Annotated in this window: 28 protein-coding genes and 1 tRNA gene; all 29 read left to right on the top strand. The window is 57.1% G+C overall.

Going from position 1 to position 24,357, the window contains the following annotated elements; genetic code table 11:
* Positions 1-852, top strand: an 852-nt coding sequence (locus MF6396_RS22945; protein WP_078481645.1) for an elongation factor Tu, incomplete at its 5' end; no start/stop codon positions are given.
* Positions 853-905: 53 nt separating this feature from the next.
* Positions 906-981 (top strand) — tRNA-Trp (locus tag MF6396_RS22950).
* Positions 982-1,026: 45 nt separating this feature from the next.
* Complete coding sequence (secE, locus tag MF6396_RS22955; RefSeq protein ID WP_043861940.1) at positions 1,027-1,395, top strand: preprotein translocase subunit SecE; 369 nt, start codon at positions 1,027-1,029, stop codon at positions 1,393-1,395.
* Between the two features lie 9 nt (positions 1,396-1,404).
* Complete coding sequence (nusG, locus tag MF6396_RS22960; protein WP_043861939.1) at positions 1,405-1,938, top strand: transcription termination/antitermination protein NusG; 534 nt, start codon at positions 1,405-1,407, stop codon at positions 1,936-1,938.
* Between the two features lie 119 nt (positions 1,939-2,057).
* Positions 2,058-2,489: a 50S ribosomal protein L11 gene (rplK, locus tag MF6396_RS22965; RefSeq protein WP_028944937.1), complete on the top strand. Its 432-nt coding sequence runs from the start codon at positions 2,058-2,060 to the stop codon at positions 2,487-2,489.
* On the top strand, positions 2,489-3,184 hold the full coding sequence (gene rplA / locus MF6396_RS22970) for a 50S ribosomal protein L1 (RefSeq protein WP_043861938.1): 696 nt from the start codon (positions 2,489-2,491) through the stop codon (positions 3,182-3,184). Before rplK ends, rplA begins: the two co-directional genes overlap by 1 nt.
* 200 nt (positions 3,185-3,384) lie before the next feature.
* Positions 3,385-3,885: a 50S ribosomal protein L10 gene (gene rplJ, locus MF6396_RS22975; protein WP_043861937.1), complete on the top strand. Its 501-nt coding sequence runs from the start codon at positions 3,385-3,387 to the stop codon at positions 3,883-3,885.
* A 78-nt stretch (positions 3,886-3,963) separates the two neighbouring features.
* Positions 3,964-4,329 carry a 50S ribosomal protein L7/L12 gene (gene rplL, locus MF6396_RS22980; RefSeq protein ID WP_043861936.1) on the top strand — a complete coding sequence of 122 codons (366 nt, stop codon included), beginning with the start codon at positions 3,964-3,966 and terminating at the stop codon, positions 4,327-4,329.
* A 219-nt stretch (positions 4,330-4,548) separates the two neighbouring features.
* Entirely contained in the window at positions 4,549-8,622 is a 4,074-nt protein-coding gene (gene rpoB, locus MF6396_RS22985; protein WP_043861935.1) for a DNA-directed RNA polymerase subunit beta, read from the top strand.
* 64 nt (positions 8,623-8,686) lie between these two features.
* Complete coding sequence (gene rpoC, locus MF6396_RS22990) at positions 8,687-12,886, top strand: DNA-directed RNA polymerase subunit beta' (protein WP_054916698.1); 4,200 nt, start codon at positions 8,687-8,689, stop codon at positions 12,884-12,886.
* A 203-nt stretch (positions 12,887-13,089) separates the two neighbouring features.
* The gene (gene rpsL / locus MF6396_RS22995) at positions 13,090-13,461 is read left to right on the top strand and encodes a 30S ribosomal protein S12 (RefSeq protein WP_003186084.1); all 372 of its coding nucleotides are present in this window, start codon (positions 13,090-13,092) and stop codon (positions 13,459-13,461) included.
* 120 nt (positions 13,462-13,581) lie between these two features.
* Positions 13,582-14,052, top strand: a complete 471-nt coding sequence (gene rpsG, locus MF6396_RS23000; RefSeq protein WP_008089143.1) for a 30S ribosomal protein S7 — start codon at positions 13,582-13,584, stop codon at positions 14,050-14,052.
* Positions 14,053-14,082: 30 nt separating this feature from the next.
* Positions 14,083-16,230 carry an elongation factor G gene (gene fusA, locus MF6396_RS23005; RefSeq protein WP_043861933.1) on the top strand — a complete coding sequence of 716 codons (2,148 nt, stop codon included), beginning with the start codon at positions 14,083-14,085 and terminating at the stop codon, positions 16,228-16,230.
* A gap of 30 nt (positions 16,231-16,260) precedes the next feature.
* Positions 16,261-17,454 (top strand): elongation factor Tu, encoded by a 1,194-nt coding sequence (gene tuf / locus MF6396_RS23010; RefSeq protein WP_043861932.1) that lies wholly within the window; start codon positions 16,261-16,263, stop codon positions 17,452-17,454.
* Positions 17,455-17,597: 143 nt separating this feature from the next.
* Positions 17,598-17,909, top strand: coding sequence for a 30S ribosomal protein S10 (gene rpsJ, locus MF6396_RS23015; RefSeq protein WP_003186070.1), 312 nt, complete (start codon positions 17,598-17,600; stop codon positions 17,907-17,909).
* 81 nt (positions 17,910-17,990) lie between these two features.
* Positions 17,991-18,626 carry a 50S ribosomal protein L3 gene (gene rplC, locus MF6396_RS23020; protein ID WP_043861931.1) on the top strand — a complete coding sequence of 212 codons (636 nt, stop codon included), beginning with the start codon at positions 17,991-17,993 and terminating at the stop codon, positions 18,624-18,626.
* A 12-nt stretch (positions 18,627-18,638) separates the two neighbouring features.
* Positions 18,639-19,241, top strand: a complete 603-nt coding sequence (rplD, locus tag MF6396_RS23025) for a 50S ribosomal protein L4 (protein ID WP_010220305.1) — start codon at positions 18,639-18,641, stop codon at positions 19,239-19,241.
* Complete coding sequence (gene rplW / locus MF6396_RS23030) at positions 19,238-19,537, top strand: 50S ribosomal protein L23 (protein WP_009397515.1); 300 nt, start codon at positions 19,238-19,240, stop codon at positions 19,535-19,537. The genes rplD and rplW overlap by 4 nt, the downstream gene beginning before the upstream one ends.
* A gap of 14 nt (positions 19,538-19,551) precedes the next feature.
* Positions 19,552-20,376, top strand: coding sequence for a 50S ribosomal protein L2 (rplB, locus tag MF6396_RS23035; RefSeq protein ID WP_078481646.1), 825 nt, complete (start codon positions 19,552-19,554; stop codon positions 20,374-20,376).
* 16 nt (positions 20,377-20,392) lie between these two features.
* Entirely contained in the window at positions 20,393-20,668 is a 276-nt protein-coding gene (gene rpsS / locus MF6396_RS23040) for a 30S ribosomal protein S19 (RefSeq protein WP_002555486.1), read from the top strand.
* An 11-nt stretch (positions 20,669-20,679) separates the two neighbouring features.
* Positions 20,680-21,012 (top strand): 50S ribosomal protein L22, encoded by a 333-nt coding sequence (gene rplV / locus MF6396_RS23045; protein ID WP_003103908.1) that lies wholly within the window; start codon positions 20,680-20,682, stop codon positions 21,010-21,012.
* A 13-nt stretch (positions 21,013-21,025) separates the two neighbouring features.
* Entirely contained in the window at positions 21,026-21,712 is a 687-nt protein-coding gene (rpsC, locus tag MF6396_RS23050; RefSeq protein ID WP_010220308.1) for a 30S ribosomal protein S3, read from the top strand.
* A 12-nt stretch (positions 21,713-21,724) separates the two neighbouring features.
* Positions 21,725-22,138: a 50S ribosomal protein L16 gene (gene rplP / locus MF6396_RS23055; RefSeq protein ID WP_003255479.1), complete on the top strand. Its 414-nt coding sequence runs from the start codon at positions 21,725-21,727 to the stop codon at positions 22,136-22,138.
* Positions 22,138-22,329 carry a 50S ribosomal protein L29 gene (gene rpmC, locus MF6396_RS23060; RefSeq protein ID WP_002555481.1) on the top strand — a complete coding sequence of 64 codons (192 nt, stop codon included), beginning with the start codon at positions 22,138-22,140 and terminating at the stop codon, positions 22,327-22,329. Before rplP ends, rpmC begins: the two co-directional genes overlap by 1 nt.
* A gap of 2 nt (positions 22,330-22,331) precedes the next feature.
* Positions 22,332-22,598 carry a 30S ribosomal protein S17 gene (rpsQ, locus tag MF6396_RS23065; protein WP_008374160.1) on the top strand — a complete coding sequence of 89 codons (267 nt, stop codon included), beginning with the start codon at positions 22,332-22,334 and terminating at the stop codon, positions 22,596-22,598.
* A gap of 23 nt (positions 22,599-22,621) precedes the next feature.
* Positions 22,622-22,990 (top strand): 50S ribosomal protein L14, encoded by a 369-nt coding sequence (gene rplN, locus MF6396_RS23070; protein WP_002555479.1) that lies wholly within the window; start codon positions 22,622-22,624, stop codon positions 22,988-22,990.
* 11 nt (positions 22,991-23,001) lie between these two features.
* Positions 23,002-23,316 (top strand): 50S ribosomal protein L24, encoded by a 315-nt coding sequence (gene rplX / locus MF6396_RS23075; protein WP_008374158.1) that lies wholly within the window; start codon positions 23,002-23,004, stop codon positions 23,314-23,316.
* Between the two features lie 20 nt (positions 23,317-23,336).
* Positions 23,337-23,876 (top strand): 50S ribosomal protein L5, encoded by a 540-nt coding sequence (rplE, locus tag MF6396_RS23080; RefSeq protein WP_043861930.1) that lies wholly within the window; start codon positions 23,337-23,339, stop codon positions 23,874-23,876.
* A 13-nt stretch (positions 23,877-23,889) separates the two neighbouring features.
* Positions 23,890-24,195 carry a 30S ribosomal protein S14 gene (gene rpsN / locus MF6396_RS23085; protein ID WP_043861929.1) on the top strand — a complete coding sequence of 102 codons (306 nt, stop codon included), beginning with the start codon at positions 23,890-23,892 and terminating at the stop codon, positions 24,193-24,195.
* Positions 24,196-24,357: the final 162 nt, after the last annotated feature.

A 24,357-nucleotide genomic window follows, 5' to 3' on the forward strand; every position in this document is an offset into this window, starting at 1 on the left:
CAAACCCGTGAGCACATCCTGCTGTCCCGTCAGGTTGGCGTTCCGTACATCGTGGTCTTCCTGAACAAGGCTGACCTGGTAGACGACGCTGAGCTGCTGGAGCTGGTCGAGATGGAAGTTCGCGACCTGCTGTCCACCTATGATTTCCCAGGCGACGATACCCCGATCATCATTGGTTCGGCTCGTATGGCGCTGGAAGGCAAAGCCGATAACGAAATGGGCACCACCGCTGTCAAGCGTCTGGTCGACACCCTGGATAGCTACATTCCAGAGCCTGAGCGCGCTATCGACAAGCCGTTCCTGATGCCAATCGAAGACGTATTCTCGATCTCGGGTCGTGGTACCGTTGTTACCGGTCGTATCGAGCGTGGCATCGTCCGCGTTCAAGACGCCCTGGAAATCGTTGGTCTGCGTGACACCACCACCACCACCTGCACCGGTGTTGAGATGTTCCGCAAGCTGCTGGACGAAGGTCGTGCTGGCGAGAACTGCGGCGTGCTGCTGCGCGGCACCAAGCGTGACGACGTTGAGCGTGGCCAGGTTCTGGTCAAGCCGGGTTCGGTCAAACCGCACACCAAGTTCACCGCAGAAGTCTATGTTCTGAGCAAGGAAGAAGGCGGCCGTCACACTCCGTTCTTCAAAGGCTACCGTCCACAGTTCTACTTCCGTACTACTGACGTGACTGGTAACTGCGAGCTGCCAGAAGGCGTTGAAATGGTAATGCCAGGTGACAACATCCAGATGACTGTCACTCTGATCAAGACCATCGCGATGGAAGACGGTCTGCGCTTCGCTATCCGTGAGGGCGGTCGTACCGTCGGTGCGGGTGTAGTAGCAAAGGTTATTGAATAAGTAGTTGATTTCTCTCGATCAGGCCGGCATAATGGTCGGCCTGATAAGCTTTTAGGTCAGTAGCTCAATTGGCAGAGCGACGGTCTCCAAAACCGTAGGTTGGGGGTTCGATTCCCTCCTGACCTGCCAGATTCACCTTGTGTGTCTGGCTTTCTTTTCACAGGATCCTCCTAGATGACTCCCAAGTCTGAAGCCCAAGACTCTCGTTTTGATCTGCTCAAGTGGCTGGCTGTTGTCGCTTTGGTGGTGGTAGGCGTGGTCGGAAATCAATATTACTCCGCTTCGCCGATTCTGTATCGCGTTATTGCACTCCTCGCTCTTGCTGCTGTTGCTGGCTTTGTTGCCTTGCAGACTGCAAAGGGCAGGTCGTTCTTTGCGCTGGCAAAGGAAGCTCGCACCGAGATTCGTAAAGTCGTATGGCCAACCCGCCAAGAGACCATGCAGACCACCCTTATTGTGGTGGCTGTTGTCCTGGTCATGGCGCTGCTGTTGTGGGGGCTCGATTCCCTGCTCGGCTGGTTGATTTCCTTGATTGTTGGCTAAGGGTGTCCTGTGGCTAAGCGTTGGTATGTTGTGCATGCTTACTCGGGTTACGAGAAGCATGTGATGCGCTCGCTCATCGAGCGCGTAAAGCTGGCTGGCATGGAAGATGGCTTCGGCGAGATTCTGGTCCCCACTGAAGAAGTGGTTGAAATGCGCAATGGCCAGAAGCGCAAAAGCGAGCGTAAGTTCTTCCCGGGCTACGTGCTGGTTCAGATGGACATGAACGAAGGGACTTGGCACTTGGTCAAGGACACCCCTCGTGTCATGGGCTTCATTGGTGGTACCGCAGACAAGCCTGCACCCATCACCGATAAAGAAGCCGAGGCCATTCTGCGTCGCGTTGCCGATGGCAGCGACAAGCCGAAGCCGAAAACGCTGTTCGAGCCAGGTGAAGTGGTTCGTGTTGTAGACGGTCCGTTTGCTGATTTCAACGGCACGGTCGAAGAGGTTAACTACGAGAAGAGCCGGCTCCAGGTAGCGGTGCTCATCTTCGGTCGCTCTACTCCGGTGGAGCTTGAGTTCAGCCAGGTCGAAAAGGTCTAGCAGAACGACGCATCCCATACCCCGCAGCCCTATGTGCTGCGGGGTTTTGTCGTCACTGGGATAAAACGCAAGTAATCCGGGGAGCCTTCTGGCGCTTGTACCCGATATTGGAGTAGCTCATGGCTAAGAAGATTCAGGCTTACATCAAGCTGCAAGTAAAGGCCGGCCAGGCCAACCCAAGTCCACCCGTCGGCCCAGCACTGGGTCAACACGGTGTGAACATCATGGAATTCTGCAAGGCCTTCAACGCCCGTACCCAGGGTCAAGAAGCCGGCCTGCCGACTCCTGTGATCATCACTGTATACAGTGACCGTAGCTTCACTTTCGAAACCAAAAGCACCCCTGCTTCGGTTCTGCTGAAGAAAGCAGCTGGCCTGACCAGCGGTTCTGCGCGTCCGAACACCGTCAAAGTCGGTACTGTGACCCGTGCTCAGCTGGAAGAGATCGCAAAAACCAAAAATGCTGATCTGACCGCTGCTGACATGGAAGCGGCCGTGCGTACCATCGCCGGTTCCGCTCGCAGCATGGGCCTCAACGTGGAGGGTGTGTAATGGCTAAGCTGACCAAGCGCCAAAAGGCTATCGCTTCGAAAATCGAAGCGGGCAAAGTCTACAACTTCGAAGAAGCAGCAGTGCTGCTGGCCGAACTGTCTACCGTGAAGTTCAGCGAGTCCTTCGACGTAGCCGTTAACCTGGGCGTTGACCCACGTAAATCCGACCAGGTCGTTCGTAGCGCTACCGTGCTGCCACACGGCACTGGCAAGACCGTACGTGTTGCCGTGTTCACCCAGGGGCCAGCTGCCGAGGCCGCTCTGGCTGCCGGCGCTGACCGTGTAGGCATGGACGATCTGGCTGCCGAAATGAAAGGCGGCGACCTGAACTATGACGTCGTTATTGCCTCCCCGGACGCAATGCGTGTTGTAGGTCAGCTGGGTCAGGTTCTGGGTCCTCGCGGCCTGATGCCTAACCCTAAAGTTGGCACCGTAACTCCAGACGTAGCCACCGCGGTCAAAAACGCCAAGGCTGGTCAGGTTCGCTACCGTACCGACAAAAACGGCATCATCCACACTTCCGTTGGCAAGATCGGCTTTGAAGCCGTCAAGCTGAAGGAAAACGTTGAAGCCCTGATCGCTGATCTGAAGCGTATCAAGCCAGCTTCCTCGAAAGGTATCTACGTCAAGCGCGTTACCCTGAGCACCACCATGGGCCCAGGTCTGGTAATCGATCAAGGTTCCCTGAACGCGTAAGACCGCGATGGGCGCGAGCAATTGCGCCCGTCAGCAAAAATTGGGGTCCCTGCCTGGCGGGGGCTATCCAAGACCGTAGGCGGCGCAAGCCTTAAACCTCAAGCCTACGCAGATGGTGCCCCTGATTCCTTACCGAGTCAGACACCAAAACGACATTCGGCTTCGGCTGGATGAAACGGTAACAAGCAGGAGTTTTACCCGTGGCAATTAAACTCGAAGACAAGAAGGCCATCGTCGCTGAAGTCAACGAGGCTGCCAAAGTCGCTCTGTCCGCTGTCGTGGCTGATGCCCGTGGTGTGACTGTAGGCGCAATGACCGGACTCCGTAAAGAGGCTCGTGAAGCTGGCGTTTACGTACGTGTTGTACGTAACACCCTGCTCAAGCGCGCTGTTGCCGACACTGAATTCAGTGTCCTCAACGACGTGTTCACCGGCCCTACCCTGATCGCGTTCTCCAACGAACACCCGGGCGCTGCTGCCCGTCTGTTCGCTGAGTTCGCCAAGGGTCAGAGCAAGTTCGAGATCAAGGCAGCTGCGTTCGACGGCAAGTTCCTTGCCGCAAACCAGATCGACGTGTTGGCTTCCCTGCCGACCCGCGACGAGGCCATTGCGAAGCTGATGAGCGTGATCCAAGGCGCGACCAGCAAGCTGGCTCGTACTCTGGCAGCCGTTCGCGACCAGAAAGAAGCTGCTGCTGCCTAAGGCACCGCAAGCCCTTTCGAAATCATACGTTTAATTTGATGGCTGCGTAGGCTGTCACCCCAATACAGGATTTAAGTCATGTCTCTGACTAACGAGCAAATCATCGAAGCAATCGGCCAGAAAACCGTTCTGGAAGTTGTTGAGCTGATCAAAGCAATGGAAGAAACCTTCGGCGTTACCGCTGCTGTTGCCGCTGCTGGCCCAGCTGCTGCCGCTGCCGTTGTTGAAGAACAAACCGAGTTCAACGTTGTTCTGGTTGCCGCTGGCGACAAGAAAGTAAACGTGATCAAGGCTGTTCGTGAACTGACCGGCCTGGGCCTGAAAGAAGCCAAGGAAAAGGTTGATACCGCTCCTCAAGTCGTTGCTGAAGGCGTTTCGAAAGAAGCCGCTGACAAAGCCAAGGCTGACCTGGAAGCAGCAGGCGCTACCGTCGAACTGAAGTAATTTCGACTGTGCGTCTCCAGCCCGAGCGACAAGCGAAAGGCTGATGGCTGGTGGCTTTTGCCACCGGCCTTTTTCCGTTATTGGCAGCCGATCAGGTCGGCGCCGATGACGAGCGGTAACCACCGATGACGGTGGCGCAAACCATGGGGTTTGCACGATTTTCTGGCTGCTCCCGTCGGGAGAAGCCAAACAAGCAGGTGACCAAGCTGGGGAACGCTGATGGCTTACTCATACACTGAGAAAAAACGTATCCGCAAGGACTTTAGCAAGTTGCCGGACGTCATGGATGTGCCTTACCTCCTGGCCATCCAGCTGGATTCGTATCGTGAATTCTTGCAGGCGGGAGCGACTAAAGATCAGTTCCGCGACGTGGGCCTGCATGCGGCCTTCAAATCGGTTTTCCCGATCATCAGCTACTCCGGCAATGCTGCCCTGGAGTACGTTGGCTATCGTCTGGGCGAACCGGCCTTTGATGTCAAAGAATGCGTACTGCGCGGGGTAACCTACGCGGTACCGCTGCGCGTGAAAGTCCGCCTGATCATTTTCGACAAAGAATCGTCGAACAAAGCGATCAAGGACATCAAAGAGCAAGAAGTCTACATGGGTGAAATCCCCCTGATGACTGAAAACGGTACCTTCGTAATCAACGGTACCGAGCGTGTTATCGTTTCCCAGCTGCACCGCTCGCCAGGCGTGTTCTTCGACCACGACCGTGGCAAGACGCACAGCTCGGGCAAGCTGCTGTACTCGGCGCGGATCATTCCTTACCGCGGCTCGTGGCTGGACTTCGAATTCGATCCGAAAGACTGTGTATTCGTCCGTATCGACCGTCGTCGCAAGCTGCCGGCTTCCGTGCTGCTGCGCGCGCTGGGCTACACCACCGAAGAAGTGCTGAACGCGTTCTACACCACCAACGTATTCCACGTGGCGGGCGAAAAGCTCAGCCTGGAACTGGTGCCACAGCGCCTGCGTGGTGAAATCGCGGTCATGGACATCCATGACGACAGCGGCAAGGTGATTGTCGAGCAGGGTCGTCGTATTACCGCTCGCCACATCAACCAGCTGGAAAAGGCTGGTGTCAAATCCCTGGACGTGCCGCTGGAATACGTTCTGGGCCGCACCACCGCCAAGGCGATCGTGCACCCGGCTACCGGTGAAATCCTGGCCGAATGCAACACCGAGCTGACCACCGAAGCACTGGTGAAGATCGCCAAGGCTCAGGTCGTTCGCATCGAGACCCTGTACACCAACGACATCGACTGCGGTCCGTTCATCTCGGATACCCTGAAGATCGACTCCACCAGCAACCAACTGGAAGCGCTGGTCGAGATCTATCGCATGATGCGTCCTGGCGAGCCGCCAACCAAGGACGCCGCAGAGACCCTGTTCAACAACCTGTTCTTCAGCGCCGAGCGTTACGACCTGTCGGCTGTTGGTCGCATGAAGTTCAACCGTCGTATCGGTCGTACCGAGATCGAAGGTTCGGGCGTGCTGAGCAAGGAAGATATCGTCGAGGTCCTCAAGACCCTGGTCGACATCCGTAACGGCAAAGGCATCGTCGACGACATCGACCACCTGGGTAACCGTCGCGTGCGCTGTGTCGGCGAAATGGCCGAGAACCAGTTCCGCGTTGGTCTGGTGCGTGTAGAGCGCGCGGTCAAAGAGCGTCTGTCCATGGCTGAAAGCGAAGGCCTGATGCCGCAAGACCTGATCAACGCCAAGCCGGTAGCGGCGGCGGTGAAGGAGTTCTTCGGTTCGAGCCAGCTGTCCCAGTTCATGGACCAGAACAACCCGCTGTCCGAGATCACCCACAAGCGTCGTGTCTCGGCACTCGGCCCTGGTGGTCTGACCCGTGAGCGCGCAGGCTTCGAAGTCCGTGACGTACACCCGACCCACTACGGCCGCGTGTGCCCGATCGAGACCCCTGAAGGTCCGAACATCGGTCTGATCAACTCCCTGGCGGCCTATGCCCGCACCAACCAGTACGGTTTCCTTGAGAGCCCGTACCGCGTGGTGAAAGAGGGTGTGGTTACCGACGACATCGTGTTCCTGTCGGCGATCGAAGAAGCTGATCACGTCATCGCACAGGCTTCGGCCACGATGGACGCGAAGAAGCAACTGATCGACGAACTGGTAGCGGTCCGTCACCTGAACGAATTCACCGTCAAGGCGCCGGAAGACGTCACCCTGATGGACGTTTCGCCAAAGCAGGTAGTTTCTGTTGCCGCGTCGTTGATTCCGTTCCTCGAGCACGACGACGCCAACCGTGCGTTGATGGGTTCGAACATGCAGCGTCAGGCTGTACCGACTCTGCGTGCCGACAAGCCGCTGGTAGGTACCGGCATGGAGCGCAACGTTGCGCGTGACTCCGGCGTTTGCGTCGTGGCTCGTCGTGGCGGTGTGATCGATTCCGTCGACGCCAGCCGTATCGTGGTGCGTGTTGCAGATGACGAAGTTGAAACCGGCGAAGCTGGTGTCGACATCTACAACCTGACCAAGTACACCCGCTCGAACCAGAACACCTGCATCAACCAGCGTCCGCTGGTGAGCAAGGGTGATGTGGTTCAGCGTAGCGACATCATGGCCGACGGCCCGTCCACCGACATGGGTGAACTGGCTCTGGGTCAGAACATGCGCATCGCGTTCATGGCGTGGAACGGCTTCAACTTCGAAGACTCCATCTGCCTGTCCGAGCGTGTGGTTCAGGAAGACCGCTTCACCACGATCCACATCCAGGAACTGACCTGTGTGGCCCGTGACACCAAGCTTGGCCCAGAGGAAATCACCGCGGACATCCCGAACGTGGGTGAGGCTGCGCTGAACAAGCTGGACGAAGCCGGTATCGTCTACGTGGGTGCCGAAGTCGGCGCTGGCGACATTCTGGTCGGCAAGGTCACGCCAAAAGGCGAGACCCAGCTGACGCCAGAAGAAAAACTGCTGCGTGCGATCTTCGGCGAGAAGGCCAGCGACGTCAAAGACACCTCCCTGCGTGTGCCGACCGGCACCAAGGGTACTGTCATCGACGTACAGGTCTTCACTCGCGATGGCGTCGAGCGCGACAGCCGTGCGCTGTCCATCGAGAAGATGCAGCTGGACGAGATCCGCAAGGACCTGAACGAAGAGTTCCGCATCGTTGAAGGCGCAACCTTCGAACGTCTGCGCAGCGCCCTGAACGGTCAGGTCGTCGAAGGTGGTGCCGGCCTGAAGAAAGGTTCGGTCATCTCCAACGAAGTGCTGGACGGTCTGGAGCACGGCCAGTGGTTCAAACTGCGCATGGCCGAAGACGCGCTGAACGAGCAACTCGAGAAGGCCCAGGCCTACATCGTTGATCGTCGCCGTCTGCTGGACGACAAGTTCGAAGACAAGAAGCGCAAGCTGCAGCAGGGCGATGACCTGGCACCGGGCGTACTGAAGATCGTCAAGGTCTACCTGGCAATCCGTCGTCGCATCCAGCCGGGCGACAAGATGGCCGGTCGTCACGGTAACAAGGGTGTGGTCTCCGTGATCATGCCGGTCGAAGACATGCCGCACGACGCCAACGGTACGCCGGTGGACGTGGTACTCAACCCGTTGGGTGTACCTTCGCGTATGAACGTCGGTCAGATCCTCGAAACCCACCTGGGCCTGGCGGCCAAGGGCCTGGGCGAGAAGATCAACCGCATGCTCGAAGAGCAGCGCAAGGTCATCGAGCTGCGCAAGTTCCTCACCGAGATCTACAACGAGATCGGTGGTCGTCAGGAAAGCCTGGAAGACTTCTCCGACCAGGAAATCCTCGACCTGGCGAAGAACCTCAAAGGCGGTGTGCCAATGGCCACTCCAGTCTTCGACGGTGCCAAGGAAAGCGAAATCAAGGCCATGCTGAAACTGGCAGACATGCCGGAAAGCGGTCAGATGCAGCTGTTCGACGGTCGTACCGGCAACAAGTTCGAGCGTCCAGTGACCGTTGGTTACATGTACATGCTCAAGCTGAACCACTTGGTGGACGACAAGATGCACGCGCGTTCCACTGGTTCTTACAGCCTGGTTACCCAGCAGCCGCTGGGTGGTAAGGCGCAGTTCGGTGGTCAGCGTTTCGGGGAGATGGAAGTGTGGGCGCTGGAAGCATACGGCGCGGCATACACCCTGCAAGAAATGCTCACAGTGAAGTCGGACGATGTGAACGGTCGGACCAAGATGTACAAGAACATCGTGGACGGCGATCACCGTATGGAGCCGGGCATGCCCGAGTCCTTCAACGTGTTGATCAAAGAGATTCGTTCGCTCGGTATCGATATCGATCTGGAAACCGAATAACACGTGACGCGAATCGGGAGCGCGGCTGAAAAGCCCGCTCCCTGCTCCGCCAGGAGGAAAGGCCTTGAAAGACCTACTGAATTTGCTGAAAAACCAGGGTCAAGTCGAAGAGTTCGACGCCATCCGTATCGGATTGGCCTCGCCTGAGATGATCCGTTCGTGGTCGTTCGGTGAAGTAAAAAAGCCGGAAACCATCAACTACCGTACGTTCAAGCCTGAGCGTGACGGCCTGTTCTGCGCCAAGATCTTTGGCCCAGTCAAGGACTACGAGTGCCTGTGCGGCAAGTACAAGCGCCTGAAGCACCGTGGCGTGATCTGCGAGAAGTGCGGTGTTGAAGTCGCGCTGGCAAAAGTTCGTCGTGAGCGCATGGCGCACATCGAGCTGGCCTCGCCTGTTGCCCACATCTGGTTCCTGAAGTCGCTGCCGTCGCGTATCGGCCTGCTGATGGACATGACCCTGCGTGATATCGAGCGCGTTCTCTATTTCGAGAGCTATGTCGTTATCGACCCGGGCATGACCACCCTGGAAAAAGGTCAGCTGCTGAACGACGAGCAGTACTTCGAAGCGCTGGAAGAGTTCGGCGATGACTTCGACGCCCGCATGGGTGCCGAGGCCGTCCGCGAACTGCTGCACGCTATCGACCTGGAGCACGAGATTGGCCGCCTGCGCGAAGAGATTCCGCAGACCAACTCGGAAACCAAGATCAAGAAGCTGTCCAAGCGACTGAAGCTGATGGAGGCCTTCCAGGGCTCGGGCAACCTGCCTGAGTGGATGGTCCTGACCGTTCTGCCGGTTCTGCCGCCAGACCTGCGTCCACTGGTTCCGCTGGATGGCGGTCGTTTCGCGACCTCCGACCTGAACGACCTGTACCGTCGAGTGATCAACCGTAACAACCGTCTGAAGCGCCTGCTCGACCTGTCTGCGCCTGACATCATCGTGCGCAACGAAAAGCGCATGCTGCAGGAAGCGGTCGACGCACTGCTCGACAACGGCCGTCGCGGCCGCGCCATCACCGGCTCGAACAAGCGTCCTCTGAAATCCCTGGCCGACATGATCAAGGGTAAGCAAGGTCGTTTCCGTCAGAACCTGCTCGGTAAGCGCGTTGACTACTCGGGTCGTTCGGTAATTACCGTAGGTCCGACCCTGCGTCTGCACCAGTGCGGTCTGCCGAAGAAAATGGCCCTCGAGCTGTTCAAGCCGTTCATTTTCGGCAAGCTGGAAATGCGTGGTCTGGCGACCACCATCAAGGCTGCCAAGAAGATGGTCGAGCGCGAGTTGCCAGAGGTGTGGGACGTTCTTGCCGAAGTGATTCGCGAACACCCCGTACTGCTCAACCGTGCACCGACCCTTCACCGTCTGGGTATCCAGGCGTTCGAGCCGGTACTGATCGAAGGCAAGGCCATCCAACTGCACCCGCTGGTCTGTGCCGCGTACAACGCCGACTTCGACGGTGACCAGATGGCCGTGCACGTGCCGCTGACGCTGGAAGCCCAGCTCGAAGCGCGTGCGCTGATGATGTCGACCAACAACATCCTGTCGCCAGCCAACGGTGAGCCGATCATCGTTCCTTCGCAGGACGTTGTACTGGGTCTGTACTACATGACCCGCGAAGCCATCAATGCCAAGGGCGAAGGTCGCGTATTCGCCGACCTGCAGGAAGTCGACCGCGTATTCCGCGCCGGCGAAGCGGCCCTGCACGCCAAGATCAAGGTTCGTATCAACGAAACCGTGAACGATCGTGATGGCGGCAGCGTCAAGAACACCCGCATCGTCGACACCACTGTCGGCCGTGCACTGCTGTTCCAGGTTGTACCGCCAGGTCTGTCGTACGACGTGGTCAACCAGCCGATGAAGAAAAAGGCGATCTCCAAGCTGATCAACCAGTGCTACCGCGTGGTTGGCCTGAAAGAGACCGTCATCTTCGCTGACCAGCTGATGTACACCGGTTTTGCCTACTCGACCATCTCCGGCGTTTCCATCGGTGTTAACGACTTCGTTATCCCGGATGAAAAAGCCCGCATCATCGGTGCTGCCACCGACGAAGTGAAAGAGATCGAGAGCCAGTACGCCTCCGGCCTGGTAACCCAGGGCGAGAAGTACAACAAGGTCATCGACCTGTGGTCCAAGGCGAACGACGAAGTGTCCAAGGCGATGATGGCCAACCTCTCGAAAGAGAAGGTCATCGACCGCGAAGGCAACGAAGTCGAGCAGGAGTCCTTCAACTCGATGTACATGATGGCTGACTCCGGTGCCCGGGGTTCGGCAGCTCAGATTCGTCAGTTGGCCGGTATGCGTGGTCTGATGGCCAAGCCGGACGGCTCGATCATCGAGACGCCGATCACCGCGAACTTCCGCGAAGGTCTGAGCGTACTGCAGTACTTCATCTCGACTCACGGTGCGCGTAAGGGTCTTGCGGATACCGCGTTGAAAACCGCGAACTCCGGTTACCTGACCCGTCGTCTGGTAGACGTGGCGCAGGATCTGGTGGTTACCGAGATCGACTGTGGCACCGAGCAGGGTCTGGTCATGACCCCGCACATCGAAGGCGGCGACGTTGTAGAGCCGCTGGGTGAGCGCGTACTGGGTCGTGTAATCGCCCGTGACGTGTTCAAGCCTGGCACTGACGACGTCATCGTTCCGGCCGGTACCCTGGTCGACGAGAAGTGGGTCGAGTTCATCGAGCTGAACAGCATCGACGAAGTGATCGTGCGTTCGCCGATCAGCTGCGAAACCCGCTACGGCATCTGCGCCAAGTGCTACGGTCGCGACCTGGCTCGCGGTCACCAGGTGAACATCGGTGAAGCTGTCGGCGTTATCGCTGCACAGTCGATCGGTGAGCCGGGTACCCAGCTGACCATGCGTACGTTCCACATCGGTGGTGCTGCAAGCCGTACCTCGGCTGCCGACAGCGTCCAGGTGAAGAACGGCGGTATGGTTCGTCTGCACAACCTCAAGCAGGTTGAGCGTGCCGACGGCAACCTGGTTGCCGTATCGCGTTCCGGCGAGTTGGCGATTGCCGACGAGTTCGGTCGTGAGCGCGAGCGTTACAAGCTGCCTTACGGCGCCGTGATTTCGGTGAAGGAAGGCGACAAGGTCGACGCTGGCGCCATCGTCGCCAAGTGGGACCCGCACACCCACCCGATCGTTACCGAAATGAAAGGTACCGTGACCTTCGTGGGCATGGAAGAAGGCATCACGATCAAGCGTCAGACCGACGAATTGACCGGCCTGACCAACATCGAGGTTCTGGACGTCAAAGACCGTCCGGCTGCAGGCAAGGAAATCCGTCCTGCAATCAAGATGGTCGACGCCAGCGGCAAGGATCTGCTGTTGCCAGGTACCGACGTACCGGCTCAGTACTTCCTGCCAGCCAACGCCCTGGTCGGTGTGGCTGACGGTGCACAGATCGGTGTTGGTGACGTTATCGCGCGTATCCCGCAAGAAACGTCCAAGACCCGTGACATCACCGGTGGTCTGCCGCGCGTTGCCGACCTGTTCGAAGCGCGCCGTCCGAAAGAAGCCTCGATTCTGGCTGAAGTCAGCGGTACCATCGCCTTCGGTAAAGAGACCAAGGGCAAGCGCCGTCTGGTCATCACCCCGAACGATGGCAGCGATCCGTACGAAGAGCTGATTCCGAAGTGGCGTCACCTGAACGTCTTCGAAGGCGAACAAGTGAACCGCGGCGAAGTCATCTCGGACGGTCCTAGCGATCCGCACGACATTCTGCGTCTGCTGGGTGTTAGCGCGCTGGCCAAGTACATCGTCAACGAGATCCAGGACGTTTACCGTCTGCAAGGCGTGAAGATCAACGACAAGCACATCGAGACCATCCTGCGTCAGATGCTGCGTAAGGTCGAGATTGCCGAGTCGGGCGACTCCAGCTTCATCAAGGGCGACCAGATGGAACTGACCCAGGTACTGGTAGAGAACGAGCGCCTTGGCGCGGAAGACAAGTTTGTCTCCAAGTTCACTCGTGTACTGCTGGGTATCACCAAGGCCTCGCTGTCCACCGAATCGTTCATCTCGGCGGCTTCCTTCCAGGAAACCACCCGCGTACTGACCGAAGCGGCGGTAACCGGCAAGCGCGACTACCTGCGCGGCCTGAAAGAAAACGTGGTCGTGGGTCGTCTGATCCCGGCCGGTACCGGTCTGGCCTACCACAGCGAGCGCAAGCGTCGCCGTGATGCCGACAAGCCGTTGCGTGTTAGCGCCAGTGAAGTGGAAGCTGCACTGACCGAAGCGCTGAACTCCAGCGGCAACTAAAGCGTAGGGCCCTGGCGGCCCTCACCCGATCTTCGCGACATAATCTGTTGCGAAGGGGAGGGTGGGGGATGTCGGGGCCTTGCCTTGACGAGGGGCAAGATCCTCTTTAGACTCTTGTACCCCTAAATTTGGTGGGACTTCGTCCTGCCATTTTGCTTTTCTTGCAAGACAATAGCGTCGCAAGACAACAGTGGAGCTAGTAGATGGCAACTATCAACCAGCTGGTACGTCAGCCGCGTAAGCGTATCGTCGAGAAATCCGACGTTCCTGCGCTGCAGAACTGCCCGCAACGTCGTGGCGTGTGCACCCGTGTGTACACCACCACGCCGAAAAAACCTAACTCGGCACTGCGTAAAGTATGCCGTGTGCGTCTGACCAACGGTTTCGAGGTTTCCTCGTACATCGGTGGTGAAGGCCACAACCTGCAAGAGCACAGCGTGGTACTGATCCGCGGCGGTCGTGTAAAAGACTTGCCAGGTGTTCGTTACCACACCGTTCGCGGCTCCCTGGATACCTCCGGCGTCAAAGGTCGTAACCAAGGTCGTTCGAAGTACGGTACCAAGCGTCCGAAGTAATCGGCCGTTTGCAGCAATTTGCAGTTATCAATTTTATTGAGTCGATAAGAGTAAGGTCGGGCACGCAACCTCTGGGTTCCCTGTCCCGAGCTAACCTGAAGACCGTTTGAGGGCTTATCAATGCCAAGACGTCGTGTAGCAGCCAAGCGTGAGATTCTGGACGATCCAAAATACGGATCGCAGATTCTCGCCAAGTTCATGAACCACGTGATGGAAAGCGGCAAGAAGGCCGTTGCCGAGCGTATCGTTTACGGTGCGCTGGACAAGGTCAAAGAACGCAAGAACAGCGATCCCCTGGAAATCTTCGAGAAAGCTCTCGACGCCATCGCTCCGCTGGTCGAAGTGAAGTCGCGCCGTGTTGGCGGTGCTACTTACCAGGTTCCGGTCGAAGTTCGTCCGTCCCGTCGTAACGCCCTGGCAATGCGCTGGTTGGTAGACTACGCGCGCAAGCGCGGCGAGAAGTCTATGGCCCTGCGCCTGGCCGGCGAATTGCTGGATGCTGCTGAAGGCAAAGGTGCTGCAGTCAAGAAGCGTGAAGACGTACACCGTATGGCCGAAGCCAACAAAGCGTTCTCGCACTACCGCTTCTAATTCAGGCATCACTATTTTTGCGAGGGCTCTATGGCTCGTACTACACCAATCAACCGCTACCGTAACATTGGTATTTGCGCGCACGTTGACGCGGGCAAGACCACTACTACCGAGCGGATCCTGTTCTACACAGGCCTGAGCCACAAACTGGGCGAGGTGCATGATGGCGCCGCGACCACCGACTGGATGGTGCAGGAGCAGGAGCGGGGTATCACCATTACCTCCGCTGCTGTCACTACCTTCTGGAAAGGCTCCAAGGGTCAGTATGACAACTACCGCGTAAACGTCATCGATACCCCCGGCCACGTTGACTTCACCATTGAAGTTGAGCGTTCGCTGCGTGTACTCGACGGCGCTGTCGTTGTGTTCTGCGGTACCTCCGGCGTTGAGCCACAGTCCGAAACCGTATGGCGTCAAGCCAACAAGTACGGCGTTCCACGTGTTGTATACGTGAACAAGATGGACCGTGCCGGTGCCAACTTCCTGCGCGTCGTAGGTCAGATCAAGAACCGTCTGGGTCACACCCCGGTTCCTGTTCAGCTGGCCATCGGTTCGGAAGAGAACTTCCAGGGTCAGGTCGATCTGATCAAGATGAAGGCTATCTACTGGAACGAAGACGACAAAGGCACCACCTATCGCGAGGAAGAAATTCCTGCCGATATGCTGGAGCTGGCTCAAGAGTGGCGCTCCAACATGGTTGAAGCGGCTGCCGAGTCCAGCGAAGAGCTGATGAACAAGTACCTGGAAGGCGAAGAGCTGACCGTCGAAGAAATCAAGGCCGGTCTGCGCGCGCGTACCCTGGCCAGCGAGATCGTTCCGGCTGTCTGTGGTTCGTCGTTCAAGAACAAGGGCGTTCCCCTGGTTCTCGACGCCGTTATCGACTTCCTGCCTGCTCCTACCGAGATTCCTGCGATCAAGGGTATCCACCCTGACCTGATCGAGAAGCCAAAGGAAGAGCTGGTCGACGCCGACTACGACGAGCGTCATGCCGACGACAACGAGCCGTTCTCGGCTCTGGCGTTCAAGATTGCCACCGACCCGTTCGTTGGTACTCTGACTTTTGTCCGTGTTTACTCGGGTATGCTGCAGTCCGGCGACTCCGTGATCAACTCGGTCAAGGGCAAGAAAGAGCGCGTTGGTCGTATGGTGCAGATGCACGCCAACCAGCGTGAAGAAATCAAGGAAGTACTGGCCGGCGACATCGCTGCTCTGATCGGCATGAAGGACGTCACCACTGGTGACACCCTGTGCAACGCCGACAAGCCGATCATCCTCGAGCGTATGGACTTCCCTGAGCCTGTGATTTCGGTAGCTGTCGAGCCGAAAACCAAGCAGGACCAGGAAAAGATGGGTATCGCACTGGGCAAGCTGGCTCAGGAAGACCCGTCGTTCCGCGTCAAGACCGACGAAGAAACCGGCCAGACCATCATCTCGGGTATGGGCGAGCTTCACCTGGACATCCTCGTTGACCGCATGAAGCGCGAATTCAACGTCGAAGCCAACATCGGTAAGCCGCAGGTTTCCTATCGCGAGCAGATCACCAAAGACAACGTCGAAATCGAAGGCAAGTTCGTTCGTCAGTCCGGTGGTCGCGGTCAGTTCGGTCACTGCTGGATCCGCTTCTCGCAGCCAGACGTGGACGCACACGGCAACATCACCGAAGGCCTGGTTTTCACCAACGAGGTTGTGGGTGGTGTGGTTCCGAAGGAATACATCCCGGCGATCCAGAAGGGTATCGAAGAGCAGATGAAGAACGGCATCGTTGCCGGCTATCCGCTGATCGGCCTGAAGGCAACCGTGTTTGATGGTTCCTACCACGACGTCGACTCTAACGAGATGGCGTTCAAGGTGGCGGCCTCCATGGCGACCAAGCAACTCGCAGCCAAAGGCGGCGGTAAGGTGCTTGAGCCGATCATGAAGGTAGAAGTTGTGACCCCTGAGGACTACATGGGTGACGTGATGGGTGACCTGAACCGTCGTCGTGGTCTGATCCAGGGTATGGAAGATTCGGTGTCCGGCAAGGTTGTCCGTGCTGAAGTTCCGCTCGGAGAGATGTTCGGTTATGCGACCGACGTTCGTTCCATGTCCCAGGGTCGCGCGAGCTACTCCATGGAATTCTCCAAATACGCTGAGGCTCCGTCGAACATCGTCGAAGCGCTCGTTAAAAAACAAGGCTGATTCAGTCCTTTAGGCTAGGAGTTAATTGTCGTGGCTAAAGAAAAATTTGATCGTTCCCTTCCGCACGTCAACGTTGGCACCATCGGTCACGTTGACCACGGTAAAACCACTCTGACCGCAGCTCTGACTCGCGTCTGCTCCGAAGTTTTCGGTTCCGCAGTCGTTGAATTCGACAAGATCGACAGCGCTCCAGAAGAGAAAGCTCGCGGTATCACCATCAACACCGCTCACGTTGAGTACAACTCGACCATTCGTCACTACGCTCACGTCGACTGCCCAGGTCACGCTGACTACGTGAAGAACATGATCACCGGTGCTGCCCAGATGGACGGCGCGATCCTGGTTTGCTCGGCTGCCGATGGTCCGATGCCACAAACCCGTGAGCACATCCTGCTGTCCCGTCAGGTTGGCGTTCCGTACATCGTGGTCTTCCTGAACAAGGCTGACCTGGTAGACGACGCTGAGCTGCTGGAACTGGTCGAGATGGAAGTTCGCGACCTGCTGTCCACCTACGACTTCCCAGGCGACGATACCCCGATCATCATCGGTTCGGCTCGTATGGCGCTGGAAGGCAAAGACGACAACGAAATGGGCACCACCGCTGTCAAGAAGCTGGTTGAGACTCTGGATACCTACATCCCAGAGCCTGAGCGCGCTATCGACAAGCCGTTCCTGATGCCAATCGAAGACGTATTCTCGATCTCGGGTCGTGGTACCGTTGTTACCGGTCGTATCGAGCGTGGCATCGTCCGCGTTCAAGACGCCCTGGAAATCGTTGGTCTGCGTGACACCACCACCACCACCTGCACCGGTGTTGAGATGTTCCGCAAGCTGCTGGACGAAGGTCGTGCTGGCGAGAACTGCGGCGTGCTGCTGCGCGGCACCAAGCGTGACGACGTTGAGCGTGGCCAGGTTCTGGTCAAGCCAGGTTCGGTCAAGCCGCACACCAAGTTCACCGCAGAAGTCTATGTTCTGAGCAAGGAAGAAGGCGGCCGTCACACTCCGTTCTTCAAAGGCTACCGTCCACAGTTCTACTTCCGTACTACTGACGTGACTGGTAACTGCGAGCTGCCAGAAGGCGTTGAAATGGTAATGCCAGGTGACAACATCCAGATGACTGTCACTCTGATCAAGACCATCGCGATGGAAGACGGTCTGCGCTTCGCTATCCGTGAAGGCGGTCGTACCGTCGGCGCCGGCGTCGTAGCCAAAATCATCGAGTAATCGTTGATCGTTTAGAAAGGCCCCCGCTTTTGCGGGGGCTTTTTTATTGGGTTGACACTCAGTGGGGGTGTCTATAGAATCACGCCTCCTTTTAACGGGCGTAGTGCGCCCGGTGGGAATAGCAGCCTGGAGTCTGAAATCCAATGCAAAATCAGCAAATCCGTATCAGGTTGAAGGCTTTTGACCATCGCCTGATCGACCAATCCACCCAGGAAATCGTGGAAACCGCGAAACGTACTGGTGCTCAAGTGCGTGGTCCAATTCCACTGCCTACCCGTAAAGAGCGGTTCACCGTTCTGGTCTCCCCGCACGTCAACAAAGACGCGCGTGACCAGTACGAGATCCGTACTCATAAGCGCGTACTGGACATCGTCCAACCAACGGATAAAACCGTTGATGCTCTTATGAAGCTCGATCTTGCGGCAGGCGTGGAAGTGCAGATCAGCCTCGGCTAAGACTCGGGTCTTAGTCGTGTAACGCTCTGAAATGGGCGGCCATAGCGGGTGAAAGCCCCGTACACTCATGAGGTTTACAACATGACTATTGGTGTAGTCGGTCGTAAATGCGGTATGACCCGTATTTTCACCGAAGAAGGTGTCTCCATTCCGGTCACGGTCATTGAGATCGAGCCGAATCGCGTCACCCAGTTCAAAACCGAAGAAACTGATGGCTATCGCGCAGTGCAAGTCACTGTTGGCGAGCGTCGCGCTTCGCGTGTGACTGCTGCTCAAGCAGGTCACTTCGCTAAAGCGAACGTTGCCGCTGGTCGCGGTGTCTGGGAATTCCGTCTTGAAGAAGGCGAGTACCAGGCTGGCGACTTGATCAATGCAGAAATCTTCGCTGCTGGCCAAATGGTAGACGTTACCGGTCAGTCGAAAGGTAAAGGCTTTGCCGGTACCATCAAGCGTTGGAATTTCCGCGGTCAAGACAATACCCACGGTAACTCCGTTTCCCACCGCGTCCCGGGCTCTATCGGCCAGTGCCAGACTCCTGGTCGTGTATTCAAGGGCAAAAAAATGTCCGGTCACATGGGCGCCGAGCGCGTGACCGTTCAGTCCCTCGAAGTAGTGCGCGTCGACGCTGAACGCAATCTGTTGCTGGTCAAGGGTGCCGTTCCTGGCGCTACTGGCGGCAATCTGGTTGTGCGTCCGGCTGCCAAGGCTCGCGGTTAAGGGGAAGCTGACATGCAACTAAATGTAAATGACGCTCAAGCGATCGAAGTTTCCGAACTGACTTTCGGCGGCGAATTCAACGAGACGCTGGTACACCAAGCAGTCGTGGCCTACATGGCCGGCGGCCGTCAGGGCACCAAGCAGCAGAAAACCCGTTCCGACGTTGCTGGTGGCGGCAAGCGCCCATGGCGTCAGAAAGGCACTGGCCGCGCTCGTGCCGGTACTATCCGTAGCCCAATCTGGCGTGGCGGCGGTACCACTTTCGCAGCTCGTCCTCAAGACCACTCGCAGAAGCTCAACAAGAAGATGTACCGCGCAGCAATGCGTTCCATCCTCGCCGAGCTGGTGCGTACCGACCGTCTGGTCGTGGTTCAGGACTTCGCTGTTGAAGCACCGAAAACCAAAGACCTGCTGAACAAACTGAACGGCATGGGTCTGAGCGACGTACTGATCGTTTCTGATGCTGTTGATCAGAATCTGTACCTGGCTGCTCGCAACCTGCCGCACGTCGACGTACGTGACGTACAGGGTTCCGATCCGGTCAGTCTGATCGCATACGACAAGGTGTTGATCACCGTGTCGGCCGTGAAGAAATTCGAGGAGCTGCTGGGATGAACCAGGAACGCGTATTTAAAGTTCTACTTGGCCCGCACGTTTCCGAGAAGGCCACGGTTCTGGCTGACAAGAAAGGCCAGTTCGTTTTCAAGGTTGCTACCGACGCAACCAAGCTGGAAATCAAGAAGGCCGTCGAAAGCCTGTTCAGCGTGAAAGTGGAAAGCGTGACTACCCTGAACGTTCTGGGTAAGACCAAGCGTACCGCTCGCGGTCTGGGCAAGCGTAATGACTGGAAGAAGGCGATCATCTCCCTTCAACCCGGCCAAGATCTCGATTTCAGCAGCAGTGCTGAGTAAGGAAGGGGTGCATCATGGCAATCGTTAAATGCAAACCGACTTCCCCTGGCCGCCGTTTCGTGGTCAAGGTGGTCAACAAGGAGCTGCATAAAGGCGCTCCTCACGCACCGCTGCTCGAGAAGAAATCGAAGTCTGGTGGTCGTAACAACAATGGCCGCATCACTACGCGTCACGTAGGTGGTGGTCATAAGCAGCATTACCGTATGGTCGACTTCCGTCGCAACGACAAGGACGGCATCGTCGCCACTGTCGAGCGTATCGAATACGACCCGAACCGTACTGCTCACATCGCACTGCTCTGCTACGCAGACGGCGAGCGCCGCTACATCATCGCCCCTAAAGGCGTGAGTGCTGGCGACCAGCTGATTGCAGGTGCTCTGGCTCCAATCAAGCCAGGCAACTCCCTGCAACTGCGCAACATTCCAGTGGGTAGCACCATTCACGGCATCGAACTGAAGCCGGGCAAAGGTGCACAGATCGCTCGTTCCGCTGGTGCTTCGGCTCAGCTGATCGCTCGCGAAGGTGTCTATGTGACCCTGCGTCTGCGCTCTGGTGAAATGCGTAAAGTCCTGGCTGAGTGCCGTGCGACCCTGGGCGAAGTCTCGAACTCCGAGCACAGCCTGCGTTCGCTGGGTAAAGCTGGTGCCAAACGCTGGCGTGGCGTTCGCCCAACCGTTCGTGGTGTTGCCATGAACCCGGTTGACCACCCACATGGTGGTGGTGAAGGTCGTACCTCCGGTGGTCGTCATCCGGTATCGCCATGGGGCTTCCCGACTAAGGGCGCGAAGACTCGTGGTAATAAGCGTACCGACAAAATGATCGTCCGTCGTCGCAAGTAAATAGAGGGATACGACAGTGCCACGTTCTCTGAAAAAAGGTCCTTTTATCGATCTTCACCTACTGAAGAAGATCGAAGTGGCGGCGGAAAAGAACGATCGCAAACCAGTTAAGACCTGGTCGCGCCGTTCGATGATCCTGCCACAAATGGTCGGTCTGACCATCGCGGTACACAACGGTCGCCAACACGTCCCAGTTCTCGTGAACGAAGACATGGTCGGCCATAAACTGGGCGAGTTCGCCGGTACCCGCACCTACCGCGGGCACGTGGCTGACAAGAAAGCCAAGCGTTAAGGGGTAAGGAAATGGAAGTAGCCGCTAAGTTGTCGGGCGCTCGCATCTCCGCCCAGAAAGCCCGCTTGGTCGCCGACCAGATCCGCGGGAAGAAGGTGGGCGAAGCGCTCAACCTGTTGGCCTTCAGCAGCAAAAAAGCCGCTGAAATCATGAAGAAAGTCCTCGAGTCGGCCGTAGCCAACGCCGAGCATAACGAAGGCGCAGACGTTGATGACCTGAAGGTCTCCACCGTTTTCGTCAACGAAGGGCGTTCGCTGAAGCGCATCATGCCGCGTGCCAAAGGCCGCGCTGATCGCATCGTCAAGCGGTCTTGCCATATCACTGTCAAGGTTGCGGACAAGTAACGGAGTCGATCAGATGGGTCAGAAAGTACATCCCACTGGCATTCGCCTGGGAATCGTCAAGGAGCACACCTCCGTCTGGTACGCAGACGGTCGGACTTATGCGGACTATTTGCTCGCAGATCTGAATGTGCGTGAGTACCTCCAAGACAAACTAAAAAGCGCGTCCGTTAGCCGTATCGATATCCATCGTCCGGCTCAAACTGCACGCATCACCATCCACACCGCTCGTCCAGGTATCGTTATCGGGAAGAAAGGTGAAGATGTTGAGAAACTGCGTCAGGACCTGACCAAGCAAATGGGTGTGCCTGTGCACATCAATATCGAAGAGATCCGCAAGCCGGAACTCGACGGTATGCTGGTAGCTCAGAGCGTAGCTCAGCAGCTGGAGCGTCGTGTGATGTTCCGTCGCGCCATGAAGCGCGCCGTACAGAACGCCATGCGTATTGGTGCCAAGGGCATCAAGATCCAGGTGAGCGGTCGTCTCGGCGGTGCTGAAATCGCACGTACTGAATGGTATCGCGAAGGTCGTGTGCCACTGCACACCCTGCGTGCCGACATCGACTATGCCACTTACGAAGCTCACACCACTTACGGTGTGATCGGTGTGAAGGTTTGGATTTTCAAAGGCGAAGTTATTGGTGGTCGCCAAGAAGAACTGAAACCACAAGCACCAGCGCCTCGTAAAAAAGCTGCTAAGTAAGGGGTACGCCAAATGTTGCAACCAAAGCGTACAAAATTCCGCAAGCAGATGACTGGCCACAACCGTGGTCTGGCACTGCGCGGTAGCAAAGTCAGCTTCGGCGAGTTTGCTCTGAAAGCTGTTGCTCGCGGTCGTCTCACCGCTCGCCAGATCGAATCGGCACGTCGTGCCCTGACCCGTCACGTAAAACGTGGCGGCAAGATCTGGATCCGTGTATTCCCGGACAAGCCGATCTCCAAGAAGCCTCTCGAAGTGCGGATGGGTAAAGGTAAGGGTTCCGTGGAGTACTGGGTTGCCCAGATCCAGCCAGGCAAGGTCCTGTACGAGATCGAGGGTGTTTCTGAAGAGCTGGCGCGTGAGGCATTCGCCTTGGCGGCTGCAAAGCTGCCTCTCGCCACCTCCTTTGTTAAGCGGACGGTGATGTGATGAAAGCGAATGAACTTCGTGAAAAATCAGCACAGCAGCTGAACGAGCAACTGCTCGGCTTGCTGCGCGACCAGTTCAATCTGCGTATGCAGAAGGCAACTGGCCAGTTGGGGCAGTCGCACCTGCTCTCGCAAGTTAAGCGTGACATCGCTCGCGTGAAAACTGTGCTCAACCAGCAGGCAGGTAAGTGATCATGGCTGAAGCTGAAAAAACCGTCCGTACGCTGACTGGCCGTGTCGTCAGCGACAAGATGGACAAAACCATCACCGTACTGATCGAGCGTCGCGTAAAGCACCCGATCTACGGTAAATACGTTAAGCGTTCGACTAAGCTGCACGCGCACGACGAAACCAACCAGTGCCACATCGGCGACAAGGTCTCCATCCGCGAGACTCGTCCGCTGGCCAAGACCAAGTCCTGGGCACTGGTTGAAGTTCTCGAACGCGCTGTTGAAGTCTAAGGGCTAGGGGTCGGAGAAATTTTATGATTCAGACTCAATCCATGCTCGATGTGGCCGATAACAGCGGCGCTCGTCGCGTCATGTGCATCAAGGTGCTCGGCGGTTCGCACCGTCGCTACGCCGGTATCGGTGACATCATCAAGGTAACCGTCAAGGAAGCAATTCCTCGCGGTAAAGTGAAGAAAGGCCAGGTGATGACTGCTGTTGTAGTCCGCACTCGCCACGGTGTCCGTCGTGCTGACGGCTCCATCATCCGCTTTGATGGCAATGCTGCTGTTCTGCTGAACAACAAGCAAGAGCCGATCGGCACCCGTATCTTTGGGCCAGTGACCCGTGAACTTCGTACTGAGAAGTTCATGAAGATCGTCTCGCTCGCCCCAGAAGTGCTGTAAGGAGATCCGACATGCAAAAGATTCGTCGTGACGACGAGATCATCGTGATCGCCGGCAAAGACAAAGGTAAGCGCGGTAAGGTGCTCAAGGTTCTCGCTGACGACCGTCTGGTCGTTGGTGGGATCAACCTGGTGAAGCGTCATACCAAGCCTAACCCTATGTCGGGCGTACAAGGCGGTATCGTCGAGAAAGAAGCGCCACTGCACGCTTCCAACGTCGCCATCTTCAACGGCGAAACCAACAAGGCTGACCGCGTTGGTTTCAAAGTAGAAGAAGGCAAAAAAATTCGTGTCTTCAAGTCGACCCAAAAAGCGGTTGATGCTTGAACACTGCTAGGTAGAAGACCATGGCACGACTGAAAGAGATTTACCGGAAGGAAATTGCTCCCAAGCTTAAGGAAGAACTTAAGCTGGCGAACGTGATGGAAGTTCCGCGCGTTACCAAGATCACCCTGAACATGGGTCTGGGCGAAGCTGTCGGCGACAAGAAAGTCATCGAGCACGCTGTAGCTGACCTCGAGAAGATCACCGGTCAAAAAGCCGTTGTGACTTTCGCTCGGAAATCCATCGCGGGCTTCAAAGTCCGTGAGGGCTGGCCGATCGGCGTCAAAGTCACTCTGCGCCGTGATCGTATGTACGAATTCCTGGACCGCCTGCTGGCGATCTCCCTGCCTCGGGTTCGCGACTTCCGCGGCCTGAATGCCAAGTCCTTCGACGGTCGTGGCAACTACAGCATGGGCGTGAAAGAGCAGATCATCTTCCCGGAAATCGACTACGACAAGATCGATGCTCTGCGCGGTCTGGACATTACCCTGACCACCACTGCTCGTACGGATGACGAAGGTCGCGCTCTGCTGCGCGCTTTCAAATTCCCGTTCCGCAACTGATTGGAGTAGGAAAATGGCCAAGAAGAGCATGAAAAACCGCGAGCTGAAGCGTCAGCTCACGGTTGCTAAATACGCCAAGAAGCGTGCTGAGCTCAAAGCTACCATCGTTAATCTGAATGCAACTCCAGAAGAACGTTGGGCAGCCTCGATCGCTCTGCAGAAGCAGCCACGTGACGCAAGCGCCTCGCGCATGCGTAACCGCTGCCGCATCACCGGTCGTCCACACGGCGTTTACCGCAAGTTCGGCCTCGGCCGTAACAAGCTGCGTGAAGCAGCAATGCGCGGTGACGTTCCAGGTCTGGTCAAAGCCAGCTGGTAAGACGTACCGGCAGGGCCCTGGCGGCGGGGGAGTGATCTTCCGACCGCCGGTGATCTTGCAACGAAACAAGCCCCTTATGGGGCTTGTTTCGTTTCTGGGATGTGTCTAGAATGACCGGCTCACCTGAGCCCGGGTTTTTTGCCCGTTGTGTTCAGGTGACTG

This window comes from Pseudomonas sp. MF6396 (assembly GCF_002018915.1).
Lineage (GTDB): Bacteria > Pseudomonadota > Gammaproteobacteria > Pseudomonadales > Pseudomonadaceae > Aquipseudomonas > Aquipseudomonas palmensis.

Coding starts and splice junctions, on each gene's coding strand:
- rplV (WP_003103908.1), top strand. CDS start 20,680: ATGGAAGTAGCCGCTAAGTTGTCGGGCGCTCGCATCTCCGCCCAGAAA.
- rpsJ (WP_003186070.1), top strand. CDS start 17,598: ATGCAAAATCAGCAAATCCGTATCAGGTTGAAGGCTTTTGACCATCGC.
- rpoB (WP_043861935.1), top strand. CDS start 4,549: ATGGCTTACTCATACACTGAGAAAAAACGTATCCGCAAGGACTTTAGC.
- rpsL (WP_003186084.1), top strand. CDS start 13,090: ATGGCAACTATCAACCAGCTGGTACGTCAGCCGCGTAAGCGTATCGTC.
- rpsG (WP_008089143.1), top strand. CDS start 13,582: ATGCCAAGACGTCGTGTAGCAGCCAAGCGTGAGATTCTGGACGATCCA.
- secE (WP_043861940.1), top strand. CDS start 1,027: ATGACTCCCAAGTCTGAAGCCCAAGACTCTCGTTTTGATCTGCTCAAG.
- rpmC (WP_002555481.1), top strand. CDS start 22,138: ATGAAAGCGAATGAACTTCGTGAAAAATCAGCACAGCAGCTGAACGAG.
- rplL (WP_043861936.1), top strand. CDS start 3,964: ATGTCTCTGACTAACGAGCAAATCATCGAAGCAATCGGCCAGAAAACC.
- rpsQ (WP_008374160.1), top strand. CDS start 22,332: ATGGCTGAAGCTGAAAAAACCGTCCGTACGCTGACTGGCCGTGTCGTC.
- rplP (WP_003255479.1), top strand. CDS start 21,725: ATGTTGCAACCAAAGCGTACAAAATTCCGCAAGCAGATGACTGGCCAC.
- fusA (WP_043861933.1), top strand. CDS start 14,083: ATGGCTCGTACTACACCAATCAACCGCTACCGTAACATTGGTATTTGC.
- rplK (WP_028944937.1), top strand. CDS start 2,058: ATGGCTAAGAAGATTCAGGCTTACATCAAGCTGCAAGTAAAGGCCGGC.
- rplC (WP_043861931.1), top strand. CDS start 17,991: ATGACTATTGGTGTAGTCGGTCGTAAATGCGGTATGACCCGTATTTTC.
- rplA (WP_043861938.1), top strand. CDS start 2,489: ATGGCTAAGCTGACCAAGCGCCAAAAGGCTATCGCTTCGAAAATCGAA.
- rplB (WP_078481646.1), top strand. CDS start 19,552: ATGGCAATCGTTAAATGCAAACCGACTTCCCCTGGCCGCCGTTTCGTG.
- rpsN (WP_043861929.1), top strand. CDS start 23,890: ATGGCCAAGAAGAGCATGAAAAACCGCGAGCTGAAGCGTCAGCTCACG.
- rpsC (WP_010220308.1), top strand. CDS start 21,026: ATGGGTCAGAAAGTACATCCCACTGGCATTCGCCTGGGAATCGTCAAG.
- rplD (WP_010220305.1), top strand. CDS start 18,639: ATGCAACTAAATGTAAATGACGCTCAAGCGATCGAAGTTTCCGAACTG.
- rplW (WP_009397515.1), top strand. CDS start 19,238: ATGAACCAGGAACGCGTATTTAAAGTTCTACTTGGCCCGCACGTTTCC.
- rplN (WP_002555479.1), top strand. CDS start 22,622: ATGATTCAGACTCAATCCATGCTCGATGTGGCCGATAACAGCGGCGCT.
- rplX (WP_008374158.1), top strand. CDS start 23,002: ATGCAAAAGATTCGTCGTGACGACGAGATCATCGTGATCGCCGGCAAA.
- rplE (WP_043861930.1), top strand. CDS start 23,337: ATGGCACGACTGAAAGAGATTTACCGGAAGGAAATTGCTCCCAAGCTT.